The following is a 13644-nucleotide window of genomic DNA, read 5'->3' as shown; positions in this document are numbered from 1 at the left end:
GACAAAGAAAAAGGCCCCTGAATTCTTTCGAAACTCAGAGGCCTTTGCTGTACCTGATTTGTAAGTTTTGTTTTTACAAATTACGTCGGGCAGACCCCCAGTTTCATTTCATGAATACGCACACTGTGCTTATAGCGCACAGGCATGCCTGTGGCTGACGCCCAGCACACAGCTACCGGTAGCAGAACCGGTTTGACTGTGGACAGCGCATTGCGTTGTCGCGTTGTGGTTGACGTTGAAATGAACATGAAGTACTTGCCTGAAAAAAAATTTGTCTCGGGAAATGCCGTTGGTCAGATCGCGAGGAAAAAGGATTTTATGCTCTTTATTCTGAAAGTCAAGAAGGTGCGTAGAATAAAATCCGAATTTATCGCTTTGCCTCGCTTTGTGATTCGGTACAATGCAGCGCCAAGATTAAATTAAAGTCTGGAGACTTCGATGTGGTTTAAGAATATCCGTCTGTATCAATTTACCCGGCCGTTTGAACTGTCTGCCGACGAGCTGGATAAAAAATTGTCTGAATTTGTGTTTCAGCCCTGCAATACATTTGAACGCAGCCGATTTGGCTGGATCAGCCCTCTGGGTAAGGAAGAAGAGGCGCTGACTCACAGTGTCGGGCATGCGGTCATGGTATGTGCACGCAAGGATGAAAAATTGCTGCCGGCATCGGTGGTCAATGACGCGGTCAACGAAAAGATCGAAGAGCTCGAAGCCAAACAGGCTCGCAAAGTCTATCGCAAAGAAAAACTGCAGATAAAAGATGATGTTATTGCGGCTTTGTTACCCCGTGCGTTTTCACGAACCCGTAAGGTCTATGCCTATATTGATAAGCGGGCTGGTTTGTTGATTATCAACACCAGTAGCGCCAGCGCTGCCGAAGAACTGATCTCGGGGTTGCGCGAATGCCTCGGTTCGTTGCCAGTCGTGCCGGCCGATGTTCAACATGCGCCCGGGCCTGTCATGACAAATTGGCTGCAGTCGCAGGCAGCCGAAGGACAATTCGAAATCAGTGAAAGTTGTGAGTTGTTTAATCCGGCGGAAGACGGCAATTCGATCCGCTGTTCCGGGCAGGATCTGACGGCGGATGAAATCAGGGTCCATCTGGAGGCGGGGAAGCAGGTGAAAAAGCTGGGTGTTGTCTGGAACCAGAGCCTGAGCTGTGTGTTGGCTGATGACCTGACCATCAGCCGTTTGCGTTTCGAGGACATGGTACTGGATAAGGCACAGGAGGCTGATGCCGAAACGGCTGCTCAGCAATTCGATCAGGACTTTGCCGTTATGTCACTCACCCTGTCAGAACTTTTTAATGCCGTGTTTGCGGTATTTGGTGGTGCCCGGGAGCAAGACGTCTGATCAGGTGTCGGATGCAGCGGCGCCAAGTTTTTCCAGGGCGCTCTGCACCTGCTTGAGGACATCAGATCCGCTGTCAGCGGATTGCATGCCTTCCGACTGGGCGGTCAGCAGCAGGCGGGCATCATCATCCCAACGCCGCAATATCCTGATTTTCTGTTCCCGCGACAGACTCCCGGTCTCAAGGACCTGATCAGGAGAGTCAAAAGCGTTGGCCGGATCCAGCAACATATCGTCGAATTTCATGGTCTGCCTCCTGCAATTGTTATCGTCGACCTTATTCTCGCATGGCTTGCTATCACGCACAAAACCCCTTCTGTTTATTATTGTATCAGGGGTTGTGCTCCTGGTTAGTGGTTCAGACGAGCGTCGCGTCCAGCGTAATGTCTGCTTTCAGTAACTTGGAAATGGGGCAGCCAGCTTTGGCTTTGCCGGCAATTGTGTCAAACGCTGCCTGATCGATGGTCGGAATTTTTGCCCGCATCACCAGATGTACCGCTGTCACGGCAAAGCCATCGTCTACTTTGTCCAGCGTGACGGTGGCTTTGGTGTCGATGAGGTCGGGCGTAAAACCTTCCTCTCCCAACAGCATGGAAAACGCCATTGAAAAGCAACCGGCATGCGCTGCACCGATCAATTCCTCCGGGTTGGTGCCTGGCTTGTCCTCAAAACGTGTATTAAAACCGTATGGACTCGCGGATAACGCGCCGCTCTCCGTGCTGATCGTGCCTGTGCCCTGTTTCAGATCTCCTTGCCATGTTGCCGATGCATGCTTGTTCATCGTTGATCCTCCTGAAAAATTGAATTGCTATAACAGGAGAACATATTGCATGGCGATGGTAAAGAATGACTGCGAGTGGAAGGGGACGCTCACTTGATTTTTTTAAGTCGATTAGCGACGATAGCCTCGTCACCTGTTTTATCGCAGCGTTTATGGATGAATTAATTACGATAAGGAGGCACTGAGTATGGTTACTCGACACGATTTATACCCTTCGCGAACGACTCGCCACCTGGACCCGATACCCCGCCAGGACCCGGTCATACATGCACGCAACCAACACCGATGGGAAGGACCGCTGGACGAAACCAGCCTGTCGCGCTATGAGCGAGACGGATTCCTGTGGTTCAAAGGTTTCTTTTCCCAGAGCAGGGTCAGTCAATTCCTGAATGTGCTGAAAGAGCTCGAAAAAGACGCTGAATTAATGAAATCTGACCAGGTGATTCTCGATCCTGGCAGTGGCGGGCTGCGATCGGTATTCGCCATGCACAGGATTTCTGCCGCCTTTGATGAGTTGACCCGGGACCCGCGCATTCTGGGCATGGTCCGGCAACTGCTGGGCAGTGAAGTGTACATCCATCAGTCTCGGATCAACTATAAATTCGGTTTTCAGGGCAGTGGTTTCGACTGGCACTCAGATTTCGAAACCTGGCATGCGGAAGATGGTATGCCGCGCATGAGGGCCGTCAGTGCATCGCTGATGTTGACTGATAACAATGAGTTCAATGGACCCTTGATGTTGATTCCCGGTTCGCACCAAACGTTTGTGCCCTATAAAGGTAAAACGCCCCCGGCAAACTGGAAAAAGTCCCTCAAAGCACAGCGTGTGGGCGTGCCCGGCATGGAGGCACTTGCTGAACTTGCCAACTGGGGTGGTATCAAGGCGCCCAAAGGGCCCGCCGGGTCTCTGCTGCTTTTTGAGTGCAACACCCTGCATGCGTCCAACGAGAACATGTCGCCCTGGCCGCGTTCCAACCTGTTTTTTGTCTACAACAGCATTGAAAACCGTCTGCAGGAACCTTTCGCCGCGTCAGAGCCGCGCCCGGAGTATCTGGGCGCACGCCACAACATTCAACCGCTGGATATGCATGACGAATTTCCGGAAATTGCAGGGCAGGGCGTGCCCAGTCTTTAAACTGGCGGGCCTGCTCAGGTGGCCGGATTCCACTTGGACCATTCGGCCATGATGTGATCGGCGCATGCACTGGCCACAAGTTCAGTGCTGAACTCGGCCTGATCGACAATTGCGATCGCCTCATTTTGCCACAGCAGGGTGTGCACATCGGTTGATCTCAGGTTCCAGTACTCCGGTGTCGTGGTATAGGCGACCAGACCGTTGCTCTGCGTCGCCCGGACATTGCATAGCAGGTAATCGCGGCTCGCAGACCGGCGGGTGATACCGACCGAGGCAAGACGGGTTGCCAGTGCCTCCAGGGCCTGTCGGCGAAACTCGGTTTGATCTGCGTTTATGTCCTGCCAGTCGCTTAGCTGCACATACAGATCGAACTGATTGACACCCGACAGCGATAATCCGTTTCCGCGCGGGAAAACCTGACTGTTGACAGGCACCGACAGCAACAATGTCAGGCCGCTAATCAAGGCCGTGAGGTGGTATCGGGTGATCATTATCAGCGTTCCTGTCAGTGGTAAACGTTTTACAGGCGAATAATAGCGTGTTCAGACCCTGACGTTAAGTCACTTTAGCGCGCCGCGGGACCGGTTGGTAGGCACCGCCGCCTGCGGCAATGACCGCGCAGGCACGCCCGCGACGTTTGGCATCGTATAGCGCGTCGTCAGCGCGGCGCAGGAGGTGATCAGAGAGCTGCAGCGCGTCTGTGCCGGTCTGACTGGCAATGCCAAAGCTCGAGCTGACACTGAGCCCCTTGCTGAAATGCGCAGCAGCCAGCGCTGTATGCAATTTGCTGGTGATGGCGGCGGCAGCATCGACCGGGGTGTCGGGACAGATAATGAGGAATTCCTCTCCGCCCCAGCGCCCGCAGATATCGTTGGCTCGTGTATGCTGGCGCAATACCTTGGCAAACTCCCGCAGTATGATATCCCCGGTCAGGTGACCATGCTCATCGTTAATGCGTTTGAAGTGGTCAATATCGCACAGCACCAGGGTCAGTGGCTGGCCGCTACGGCTGCAGCGTTCAAGTTCGTATTGCAGCAGAGTATCCAGGTGGCTTCTGTTAAGCAGCCCGGTTAGTTTATCCGTTATCGACAATGTTTCCAGCTCGGCAAAAGCTTCGGCGCGTGAGCGTTCGTACAGACGGAAAATGAACCACTGAGCGGTCAGCACTTCAACAATGTTCAGCCACGCACCCAGCGTCATCTGCGCGGGTGGCCACTGCGGCAGGTACAAGTACACAAAACCGATAACGTAAGCGAAGATCAGACCGCTTAACCAGGCGCCGGCACGGCGACCCAACAGAAAAAATGCCACGGGCGGCAGTACCGTAACCCAGATGACCGAGTAATTACGCCCCTCAGCCATATGTATGAAACTGAGCAGTACGCCAATCAGAATCAAGACAACCAGCCACGATGCAATCAGCAAATTACCCGATCGATGAAAAAAAACCAGTGCTGCCAACACGCCGATTGCACCGGCGTAATCCAGCAGAGCGACCGGGTAGTCAGCAAAAACAATGACGTTGAGAGTGCCAATCACAGCAAAATACAGTGCCATGACGATCAGAATGGCATACACAAGCCGCTGTTGATGCCTTATCGGACCGGTCACCCTGGCCGAGCCCGTGCCAGCCGTGACGCGTGACTGTGTTAAAGCCGAGCGCAATTTTGCCAGCATCGTGTCAGGCTCCGGGTGGAAACGCGAGCACGTCGAGATGCCCGATGACAGCGTTGCCGCTATTAACGTGGGACACACGAAAAGACTGCCACTGGTCCAGCTCTGTTATGGACAGCGTGCCGCCATTGCCGGCGGCTGCCCGGATTCCCGCAATCAATTCAGCTAGCAGCGAGTGTTGATCAGGGCCCAGTTGCCACGGGCTTGCCGCTTGGTAAACAGTGTAACCAGCGGTTTCCAGTGTAGTTTTTATGTATTCGGCCGCCTCCGGTCCCAGTGCAGCACCCAGCCCTTTGTCGCGGCGCTGGTCCTGATTAAACGCCTTGAGCACAGCGTCATCCAGCGGATGTGGCGGTGTCCATTGTGTGTTGCCGTCATAGTTCAGGGCCGCATAAAACACCGCCGACTGGCGGCGCACACGCGCCACCAGCGCGTCAATGAGCTGTGTTGAAGCCAGATCAAAAAGAGCCGACGCCGACAGCAAGGTCAGTCCGCCCAGCGGTAAGGCATCGACGTCGTTCAGGTCGGCTTCGTAATCCTCGACGATTTCGCTGTGGCCGTGTCGCCGCAGAGCCTCGTTAAGCAGTCCTGGATCGTGATCCACCAGGCGCCAGACACAGCGCTGTGCGCCCAGCGCCGTCAACGCGCGAAGTGTCGAACCGGTGCCAGAGCCCAGGTCGACAATGATCGGGGAAATATCGGCATCGGCCTGCAAATGGCGCACCAGCTTGCTGGCCAGTTCCTGGTCGCGTGCCGCGTGGTCAGCCGGTTCACGCAGGTCCAGCCAGCTTACAGAAAATCCGCTCACGACAAGGCCCTGACGTGTCTGCCTATAGGTTTGGTAATCATGTCTGTTGGTTCACCTGTTGTTGGGCAACGGTCTGCAAAACCGCTATGAGTTGGTTGGCGGTATTCTGCCATTGCGGTAACTGTGCAGCCGCCGCCTGGGCACCACGCCGCAAGGCGGCAAAATGTGACGGCGTTGACAGTATAGCGTGAAGTGCCGCTGCCAGCTTGTCTGCATCATCAGGCGCGACCAGAATGCCGGCACTGTCAGGTACCACATCTGGCACGGCACCCGCATGTGCGGCGATGACGGGCAGGCCATAGGACAACGCTTCAGCAAATACCATCCCGTAGCCTTCAAAGCGTGAGGGCAGGACGAATACATCGGCGGCGGCATATTCAGTGTTCAGGTCGTCGACACTGCCTGCAAATTGAATGCGCTCGCCAAGGCCCAGGTCGGCAACCTGTGTCCTGAGCTGCGCTGACCAGGCCGGGTCAAACTGATCGCCACCGACAAAGCGTGCGCGCCATGGCAGCGCCTCAACGCGTGACAGAGCACTGATCAGGACGTCATGTGCTTTGCGACGAGTCAGTGTCGCCACTGTCAGCAAACAGGGCGGCTGTCCCCGGCACGGTGCAAACGCAGGTCTGCCAGTGCCGGGCAGGGCAACCGTGATTTTGTCGGCAGAAACATCAAAGCGTTCAGTGAGCAGGGAGGCGGTGGCTGAGCTGGTGACAACAACGGCGCAGGCCAGGGTCAGTGCTGTTCGTTCTGACTGCAACAACGCGGCTTTGACATCTTCAGTCAGACCCGTCTCCAGCGCCAGTGGGTGGTGGCACAGCGCAATAATTCGCAGGCGGTGGTGCTCCCGGGCCGCCAGGGTGTCCATGACGCCATAAGCAAGGCCATCAATTAACACCAGAGCCTGATCGGGGATGGCTGCCAGCTGTGCACCTGCATCGGCCAGTGCGGATTCGTCCGGCGTCGGAAACTGTCCAGACAATGTCACGTGATGGACGATGATGCCTGCATGTCTCAGGGCAGTCATCAATTCTCGATCGTAGGCGTAGCCACCGGTCAGCGTCTTTAACTCCCCGGGAATGACAAAATACAGTTCTGGCGTCAAGTGCACATCCGTTAAAGGCAAGTGGACATTCATTGTAAGCAATTGCCGATCCGGATTGAATGCATGGGCCCATTTAAATGGGCACCGCCAAGACAACGCTGTGACAGGAAAGTTACCGGCACATAAAACCGGTTTGTTGCTACCAGCGTAGATTGAAGTGGATATCAGCCAATTCAAACCAAGGCGGCAGCTTGCCTATTGCAGGGCGGCACCGTAATATTTCGGACTATGACAAGCATCAGGACGCTCAAGACAGACAAAATCCAGGCCACGGTGAAACGCGTGACATCGGGACGCATTCCGACCGAGCATGGCGATTTTCAGTTGCTGTATTATACCAATTCGATCGACAACAAAGAGCATCTGGCATTCTGTCTGGGTGACGTTGCCGGCGAAGACATATTAACGCGCGTGCACTCTGAGTGTTTTACCGGAGACGTGATGGGATCGAGGCGCTGCGATTGCGGGGAGCAGTTGCAACGTTCCATGGCGCTGGTGGCCGCCAAAGGCCAGGGCGTCATAGTCTATCTGCGACAGGAGGGCCGGGGCATCGGATTGATGGCCAAACTTGATGCCTATAATTTGCAGGATCAGGGCTATGATACCGTTGACGCAAACCTGATGCTTGGGCACGAGGCCGATGAACGCGAATACTCACTGGCGGCCTGCATCCTGGAAGACCTTGGGGTGGCGTCCGTGCAACTGATGACCAATAACCCGTTAAAAATTTCGGCACTGCAGGCATCGGGCATCAAGGTCAGCTCGCGGGTTTCACTGGAAGCCCCTGTCAATGCCGACAACAAAGCTTACCTGTTGGCCAAGGCCACACGTATGGATCACATGCTGGACATGTCGCAAAATGAAAGAAATATAAAAGCGACAACGACAGCAAACGTGAGCGCCAGGGGAAAGAATGAATCTGAACCAGCAAATTGAAAGCTGGCTGCTGTCCCAGCGGGCACAATTGGTTGCCCGCGACCGTCCCTTTGTCACCCTGAGTTATGCCCAGAGCTGGGACGGCAGCATCACGTTGCAATCCGGTGAGCCGCTGGCCTTAAGCGGTGAGCCCGCTATGCAGTTGACCCACCATTTGCGAAGTCTGCATGATGGCATTCTGGTCGGTATAGGCACCGTGCTGTCCGATGACCCAAGGTTGAATGTCCGGCAATGGCAGGGGCCTGATCCACAGCCAATTGTACTGGACGCGCAATTCAGAATTCCGCCCGGTGCGCGATTGTGCCACCTGTCGGACAAGCGGTGCTGGGTTCTGACCAGTGCTGAGACGGCCTGCCCGGTTGACTCCGCTCTGGAAGTCATTCGCCTGCCGGGTGACAGTGCGGGCCGGGTGTCATTGCACGACGCTCTCGGTGAACTGAAGCAACGTGGAATCAACAGCCTGATGGTGGAAGGCGGCGCCAATGTCATCACGGGCTTCCTGAAACAGAAGCTGGTGGACGCCATCGTGCTGACAGTTGCGCCCCGACTGGTCGGGGGTTACAAGGCCGTGGGGGATCTTCAGTTCAGCGACAGAGCTGCCTTGCCGAAGATTGCGCCGGTGTTTACCGATACGCTGGGCAGCGATGTGATCATGTGGGGCAAGGTGCAGTATGATAATGTTGCCGGCGACGAAGATGCCGATCACGCTGGAGCAAGCTGATGGAAATACAGCCAGCACGCAATCAGCAGATTACAAGCCGGCAGCTGTGGTTTACTGCGCCGCAGCAGCTTGAAGAAAGATCTGTCGCATTGCCTGCGCCGGGCCCAGGCCAGTTGCGCGTAAAATCGTTGTGCTCTGCCATCAGCGCCGGGTCTGAGTTGCTGGTCTATCGGGGCGAACTGCCGGAAGAAATGTCACTTGACGCTAATCTGGCGTCACTGTCATCTGCATCGACGTATCCGTTGCAATACGGCTACGCATGCGTGGGCGAAGTCATGGATGTGGGTGAGGGTGTTGACCTCGCCTGGGTTGGTCGTCGGGTATTTTCCTTTCAGCCGCATGCCTCGCATTTTATTAGTACTGCAGAGCAACTGACACCGGTGCCCGAGGATGTAGACACTGAGGCCGCGGTTTTTCTGCCCAATATGGAGACCGCGGTCAATCTGGTTCAGGATGGCGCGCCCATGATAGGCGAACACGTGGTGGTGCTCGGGCAGGGCATTGTCGGGTTGCTGTTGACCGGTGTGCTGGCCAGACATCCACTGAGCGGCCTGTATACACTGGATACCCAGGCCAGGCGACGGCAGTGTTCACTGAAGCAGGGTGCCAGTGCCAGTTTAGATCCGCTGGCTGATCTGGCCAGCATCCAGTGTGATGTTCTGGGTGGCAAGGGCGCTGATCTTATTTACGAAGTCAGCGGCGTGCCGGATGCGCTAAACCAGGCCATTGCGCTCAGTGGTTTTGACGCCCGCATCGTTATTGGCAGCTGGTATGGTAAAAAGTCTGCCGCCATTGCGCTGGGTGGCGAAGCCCATCGTAATCGTCTGAAGATTACCACCAGTCAGGTCAGTACCCTGGCTCCGGGCCTGTCCGGGCGCTGGGACAAAACCCGACGATTTGATATTTGCTGGCAGATGATCCGGCACCTGCAACCACAGACATTGATCAGTCATCGCCACGCACTGGATGAGGCGGCTGCGCTGTATCAGATGTTGCACAATAAACACGAAGAGGTACTGCAGGCTGTATTTGTCTACCCATAACTGCATGGCCTGCGAACCTGAAACTGACAATCGATTTTTGTAAGGACGACTTATGTACACTGTTGCTGTGACCAAGGATTTTATCGCCAATCACTATCTGATCGGCGGGGATTGGGGGAGTGAAAACTCACCCCATGCTCATCACTATGTTGCTGAAGTCAGCATTGAAGCGGCAGAGCTGGACAAGCACGGTTACCTTGTCGACATCGTTGAAATCGAAGCCGCACTGGACAGCATTGTTGAAGATTTTCGTGACAGCATGCTTAATGACAAACCCGAGTTTGCCGGTCTGAATCCCAGTATTGAACATTTCAGTCGCATCATCTGTGAGCGCCTGATGGCCAATATCAAACCACCGGGCAGTGGTCTGTTGAATGTGAAACTGTGGGAGAATGCGACTTGTTGGGCGGCTTACCGGCAGTCATTCTGAGCCGCTGCCATCAACTTCATTGATGTAGCGTCAGTGCTTCTTTCGCAGTGTATACAGGCAGACTGCGCCAGACACCAATACCAGCACATCGCGCAGACGCGTCAATGCAATCAGCCCCAGCGCTGCCTCCATTGGCAATGACAGGGTCTGAAAGCTCCACAGCACCGCGGCTTCCAGGCTGCCAATGCCGCCGGGCAGCGGCAGCAACAGGGCCAGGCGCATTGCTACCATGATCTGCGCCAGCGCAACCGTATCCAGCCTGATATCAAAAAAACTCAGCGCCAACCACACTTCAAAAATCATCAATGCCCAGCCCAGCAAGGATAATAACAGGGCATTCAATAATTCAGCTTTCTGGGTGCGAACAACTTTTTTGATGTCGCTGCCCAGCGAATGCCAATGAGCACCCAGCGCCGCCAGCTTCGGGCTGTCAAACCAGCGTGCACTGACTTTTTCCAACCTTGACGAAATCAGCGCGGGTTGCCTGATCAAAACCCAGGCTATTATCGACAAAGCCACCAACAGTGTCAGCAGGAGCAGCAGAATGACCTGCCAGTCGCTGACCTGGTTATCTGTTATCTGACTGTTGCTGACGATCGTTGCCGCTTGCGGTGCCAGCAATATCAGGCTGACACCCAGCATCAACACCAGAAAATTTATCCACAGCTCGTAGAACCGGTCCAGCGCCAGCGACAGCACCGCGCGATGGATGCTCATCCCGGCGCGTTTGACCAGCCAGTAGATCTGGAAAGGTTCGCCGCCAAAATGTGGTGCCGGAGTAATAAAACTGACTGTCTGTCCGGCCTGACGAATCAGCAGCATCTGCCAGAATCCCGGTGCCTCGCCCAGCATACGACCCAGTCGCCGCCAGCGTTCCGTACTCACGGCAATGACCAGCACGTTAACCAGTGTCCACAACACCCACTGATGCCAGTGCAGTTCTGCCAGAATGCCGCTGAGCCCTGCCAGCGGCATCTGGCTGAGTGTCCAGGTAACCAGTGCCAGGGCCAGCGGCCACAGTAACAGGGCGATCCAGCGTGACTGTGGCATCAGGCACCATCCTGTCGATTAACCCAATCGTCATCGGCCTGCCAGGCACTGAATCTACCGCAGCCCAGTAGCAGAATGGTGATTGATGCAAAGAGACAGAAAACAGCCGCAATTGAGTCATCGGGTGCCGGACCGGTCCACGCCAGTAGCATCAACACCGCGACCGCGCCTGCCCGACCAGCCAGTCCCAGTAGCATCAGCGACACACCGATAATGAACAGGCCAGTAATCGGCATGAACAAAGCTGGTGTCACAGGGAACCCGTCACTGACAATCAACCAGGCTGACAACGGCAGCATCAGTCTCAGTACCGGCAGCAGCGCATTGTGCGTGACCTGCTGCAACATAGCGTAGCGTTGCGGCCGCCTCTGCAGGCGACCGCTGACCAGCAGCCAGTCGACGGTGAAGCCGATCAACAATGGCACCATGAATCCGAATCCGGCCAGCACTGTGATCTCGGCTCTGAAGGGTGGCCATAATACCACCGCGACATACCCCATCTGGAAACCGGCCAACGTCCGGCGCAACACGCTCGGCGGCAAAGCATAAACCGGTTTGTGATTGCGTTCCCGCACTTTGATGCCGACAACAAACAGGTAGTAGGCGACACTGACCAGCAGGTAGGAGGCGTGAATTTTTCCGTGCTGCAGGGCCAGCACTGGCGCGATCAGCAGGCCCAGGGCATCAAACACCGTGTCGAGTTCGGCGCCCAGCAGACTGGTGCGCTGGCTGCGTCGGGCCAGGTAACCATCGACGCGGTCAAAGATGGCGGCCACCGAGTACAGCGCTGCCGCAATCCACAACAGCACGGGGTGGGTTGCCAGTACGTCCGGGATCAACAAAAACCCGCCAGTGGCGGCTATCAGCCAGCCACGGCTCAGGGTCATGCAGTTGGCGGGTCCCAGATCAGACTGCAGGGCAGCAGAGGTATTGGCACGGTTCAGGTGCAGGCGTTTGTTGCTTTGGTGCCAGGCCAGTAGCCACAACATCACGCTGGCGCTCAAATACAACAACGTGTTCTCTGCCGTGGTTGTTATGAACAGCAACGAAGCACACAGCAGAAATCCGACAAAACCGGATAAAGCAGCTCGCCTCAGTTCGGTCTGCAGGGTTCTGTAGGTTTGGGATTCATTAGTCAATGACGTACGCCGTTGGAATTTTGTGTATTGGCAGCTATGTTGGTGCCGCGAACAGGGTGCAAGCCTGCGACCGCCCCTTGGCAGGGTGACGGTATAAGATCATTCACAATGGTAGCCCACGCTGGCGGGAGGCGCCAGTCGCCGCCACCGTGTCGACGGCAGCTGGCTGTGATAAGCTCAGATTTGTCCAGAGTTGAAAGAGGGTTTGATGTCTTTTCAGGGTCGCTTGCATCGTTACGCAGTATCCCTTCGACGGGGGCTCCACATTCTGGCGTCACCGGTCAAAGGTGACAATGGTCGTGGCGGTCTTTTTATTCAGGCTTATCGTGGTTACGGCTCCCGGGACCGGGTGTTCCTGATGGGGCAGGTTTTCCGGCAGCCGGGATTCGGCGCTTCCTGGCGTGAAGACAGACTGCGGCGGGACCTGATTGATCTGTTACGCCGACTGCTACGCAAACCGATTGTTGGTGCCAGCGTCCGGGTCAGGTACAAGGATACCGACACCCTCGTCAGCTCCGACCGGCATGGCTTTTTCCGGGTGGACATGGCACTGGGGGAAATGCCGTCGGACGTGTGCTGGCATCAGGTGGATCTGTCGCTGGACAACCCTGTCGATGAACGTGCCAGCACTATCGGCGAATTCTATACACCCTTGCCTTCTGCCCGTCACGGTGTGATCAGCGATATCGACGATACGGTGGTTTACACGGGGGTGGCCAACACATTCATGATGATGTGGCGTCTGTTTGCCCAGGGGGCGGAGAGCCGTGTCGTATTTCCCGGTGTGCCTGCTTTGTATCAGGCGTTCCATGAGGGTCGTGAGGGTGGGGCAAGCAACCCGCTGTTCTATGTGTCGCGCGGGCCCTGGAGTATCTATGATGTGCTGGTGGAAGTGTTCCACCGCAACCGGATTCCCGGTGGGCCCATCCTGATTCTGCGAGAATGGGGCATGAAACGCGGCAGTCTGTTGCCGCGCAGAGCCAGGGATCACAAACTGGATGCGATTCGCCACATTCTTGCGATTTACCCTGACATGCAGTTTGTGCTGGTGGGGGATTCCGGCCAGCATGATCCGGAAACCTATCTTCGTGTCCTGAGAGAGAATCCGGGACGCATACTGAGTATCTATATCCGGGATGTCAGTAACACACCTGAGCGTACGCAGGCCATTGCCGCGCTGGCTGATGAAACGCGGACGGCTGGCTGTGATCTGACACTGGCGGCGGACAACATTGCCATGGCGGAGCACGCAGCGTCGCAGGCGTTGATTGCCGACAGTGCGGTGGCGGCTGTGCGGGAAGAGCAATGTGAAATGGAAGAAAGAGACAACTGAATTTTTGTGTGGACCTGAAGTAGTGGTGCCCCGGGCAGGATTCGAACCTGCGACCTGCCCCTTAGGAGGGGGCCGCGCTATCCAGCTGTGCCACCGGGGCGAAAGGTGAATCTGAGGTCTGACTTGGATAGCGCCGGGG

At 55.8% G+C, this 13644-nt stretch carries 16 protein-coding genes and 1 tRNA gene; 7 read left to right on the top strand and 10 right to left on the bottom strand.

Annotated elements, in window-relative coordinates; translation table 11 throughout:
• Nucleotides 1-80: 80 nt before the first annotated feature.
• The gene (locus tag PHACT_RS16380) at nt 81-248 is read right to left on the bottom strand and encodes a hypothetical protein (protein WP_169819484.1); all 168 of its coding nucleotides are present in this window, start codon (nt 246-248) and stop codon (nt 81-83) included.
• Between the two features lie 190 nt (nt 249-438).
• Between PHACT_RS16380 and rdgC the strand changes: the two genes are divergently transcribed.
• Nucleotides 439-1353 carry a recombination-associated protein RdgC gene (gene rdgC, locus PHACT_RS13690; protein ID WP_070118835.1) on the top strand — a complete coding sequence of 305 codons (915 nt, stop codon included), beginning with the start codon at nt 439-441 and terminating at the stop codon, nt 1351-1353.
• On the opposite strand, the gene PHACT_RS13685 is transcribed toward rdgC, so the two are convergent.
• Nucleotides 1354-1596: a hypothetical protein gene (locus PHACT_RS13685; protein ID WP_070118834.1), complete on the bottom strand. Its 243-nt coding sequence runs from the start codon at nt 1594-1596 to the stop codon at nt 1354-1356.
• A gap of 112 nt (nt 1597-1708) precedes the next feature.
• On the bottom strand, nt 1709-2131 hold the full coding sequence (locus PHACT_RS13680; protein WP_070118833.1) for an OsmC family protein: 423 nt from the start codon (nt 2129-2131) through the stop codon (nt 1709-1711).
• A 187-nt stretch (nt 2132-2318) separates the two neighbouring features.
• Between PHACT_RS13680 and thpD the strand changes: the two genes are divergently transcribed.
• Nucleotides 2319-3266, top strand: coding sequence for an ectoine hydroxylase (gene thpD / locus PHACT_RS13675; protein ID WP_070118832.1), 948 nt, complete (start codon nt 2319-2321; stop codon nt 3264-3266).
• A gap of 14 nt (nt 3267-3280) precedes the next feature.
• On the opposite strand, the gene PHACT_RS13670 is transcribed toward thpD, so the two are convergent.
• The 4 genes from PHACT_RS13670 to PHACT_RS13655 all read right to left on the bottom strand — a co-directional run bounded on the left by PHACT_RS13670 (nt 3281) and on the right by PHACT_RS13655 (nt 6853).
• Complete coding sequence (locus tag PHACT_RS13670; protein WP_070118831.1) at nt 3281-3757, bottom strand: hypothetical protein; 477 nt, start codon at nt 3755-3757, stop codon at nt 3281-3283.
• A gap of 64 nt (nt 3758-3821) precedes the next feature.
• Nucleotides 3822-4943, bottom strand: coding sequence for a GGDEF domain-containing protein (locus PHACT_RS13665; protein WP_070118830.1), 1122 nt, complete (start codon nt 4941-4943; stop codon nt 3822-3824).
• Nucleotides 4944-4947: 4 nt separating this feature from the next.
• Nucleotides 4948-5748, bottom strand: coding sequence for a class I SAM-dependent methyltransferase (locus PHACT_RS13660; protein WP_070118829.1), 801 nt, complete (start codon nt 5746-5748; stop codon nt 4948-4950).
• Nucleotides 5749-5785: 37 nt separating this feature from the next.
• Nucleotides 5786-6853, bottom strand: a complete 1068-nt coding sequence (locus tag PHACT_RS13655) for a glycosyltransferase family 4 protein (RefSeq protein WP_169819483.1) — start codon at nt 6851-6853, stop codon at nt 5786-5788.
• A 228-nt stretch (nt 6854-7081) separates the two neighbouring features.
• On the opposite strand from PHACT_RS13655, the gene ribA reads away from it, so the two are divergent.
• Genes ribA through PHACT_RS13635 form a run of 4 tightly spaced genes read left to right on the top strand, consistent with a single transcriptional unit; the run spans nt 7082 to nt 9983 of the window.
• Entirely contained in the window at nt 7082-7789 is a 708-nt protein-coding gene (ribA, locus tag PHACT_RS13650) for a GTP cyclohydrolase II (RefSeq protein WP_070118827.1), read from the top strand.
• Nucleotides 7767-8510: a RibD family protein gene (locus PHACT_RS13645; protein WP_070118826.1), complete on the top strand. Its 744-nt coding sequence runs from the start codon at nt 7767-7769 to the stop codon at nt 8508-8510. Before ribA ends, PHACT_RS13645 begins: the two co-directional genes overlap by 23 nt.
• Entirely contained in the window at nt 8510-9553 is a 1044-nt protein-coding gene (locus PHACT_RS13640) for an MDR/zinc-dependent alcohol dehydrogenase-like family protein (RefSeq protein WP_070118825.1), read from the top strand. Before PHACT_RS13645 ends, PHACT_RS13640 begins: the two co-directional genes overlap by 1 nt.
• A 52-nt stretch (nt 9554-9605) precedes the next feature.
• Nucleotides 9606-9983 carry a 6-pyruvoyl trahydropterin synthase family protein gene (locus tag PHACT_RS13635; RefSeq protein WP_070118824.1) on the top strand — a complete coding sequence of 126 codons (378 nt, stop codon included), beginning with the start codon at nt 9606-9608 and terminating at the stop codon, nt 9981-9983.
• Between the two features lie 30 nt (nt 9984-10013).
• Here the strand turns inward: PHACT_RS13635 and PHACT_RS13630 are convergent, their stop codons facing one another.
• A complete protein-coding gene (locus PHACT_RS13630) occupies nt 10014-11033 on the bottom strand; it encodes a lysylphosphatidylglycerol synthase transmembrane domain-containing protein (protein ID WP_070118823.1) in 1020 nt (339 codons plus the stop codon).
• Nucleotides 11033-12172: a CDP-alcohol phosphatidyltransferase family protein gene (locus PHACT_RS13625; RefSeq protein ID WP_070118822.1), complete on the bottom strand. Its 1140-nt coding sequence runs from the start codon at nt 12170-12172 to the stop codon at nt 11033-11035. The genes PHACT_RS13630 and PHACT_RS13625 overlap by 1 nt, the downstream gene beginning before the upstream one ends.
• Before the next feature lie 208 nt (nt 12173-12380).
• Between PHACT_RS13625 and PHACT_RS13620 the strand changes: the two genes are divergently transcribed.
• Nucleotides 12381-13505, top strand: coding sequence for an App1 family protein (locus PHACT_RS13620; RefSeq protein ID WP_070118821.1), 1125 nt, complete (start codon nt 12381-12383; stop codon nt 13503-13505).
• A 23-nt stretch (nt 13506-13528) separates the two neighbouring features.
• On the opposite strand, the gene PHACT_RS13615 is transcribed toward PHACT_RS13620, so the two are convergent.
• Nucleotides 13529-13605: transfer RNA gene (locus PHACT_RS13615), tRNA-Arg, on the bottom strand.
• Between the last annotated feature and the right edge of the window lie 39 nt (nt 13606-13644).

It is taken from the genome of Pseudohongiella acticola (genome assembly GCF_001758195.1).
Classification (GTDB): Bacteria; Pseudomonadota; Gammaproteobacteria; order Pseudomonadales; family Pseudohongiellaceae; genus Pseudohongiella; species Pseudohongiella acticola.
This window is presented reverse-complemented; position numbering and strand designations above follow the sequence as displayed.